Origin of the sequence: Devosia sp. ZW T5_3 (assembly GCF_044987315.1) — a bacterium.
GTDB lineage: Bacteria > Pseudomonadota > Alphaproteobacteria > Rhizobiales > Devosiaceae > Devosia.
Map to the genome: position 1 here is coordinate 1 of NZ_JBJDRE010000055.1, position 573 is coordinate 573.

Genomic DNA, 573 nt, shown 5'->3' on the forward strand with positions numbered 1-573 from the left:
TGCCCGATCCGCTCGGCCCGACGATGCTCACCATCTCGCCTCGCGCGACGTGGACATCGACGTCACGCAGCACGTTCGCCGCCGGACCACGGCCGACGGCGTAGGCTTTCGATATCCCCTTCGCTCTGAGCAGGGGAACCGCAGTCGCAGGTGTGGGAGTAGTCATTGCTCCAGTAGACGGCGAACGACGACGACGCGCATCGGAGCGTGAGAGGCATCCCTGGTAGACCTGGCGCTACCTTCGGGCTCTCGACCACTGGCGGACGAGTTCCTGTGCATAGGCTGATCCCGTGCGCACCGAGACGATCTGGCAGGGGCTGATGCTGCCGCCCGGCCGTTTCCTGATCTCCCGATGGCCGTGGGCCGGACTGCTGGGCGTCGTCATCACCGCCGTGCTCGGCGTGGTGCTGGTGCTCCCTGTCGTCGCGACGATCGTGATCCTTCCGCTCTGGGGGATCCTCTTCGCGATGATCGAACGAAAGAGGCTGCGCCTGATCGGTCATCCGGCGCGCGCCAGCGGTCATGTCCGCGTGCCCAGGGAGGAGAAGCACAACTGGCTCTGGATCCGGCTCA

The 573-nt window shown here is 66.1% G+C and carries 1 protein-coding gene; it reads left to right on the forward strand.

The window, feature by feature from the left end:
* Positions 1-290: 290 nt before the first annotated feature.
* Positions 291-573 (forward strand): hypothetical protein (locus tag ACI3KW_RS23235; RefSeq protein ID WP_404850059.1); only part of this gene is annotated, 283 nt, incomplete at its 3' end.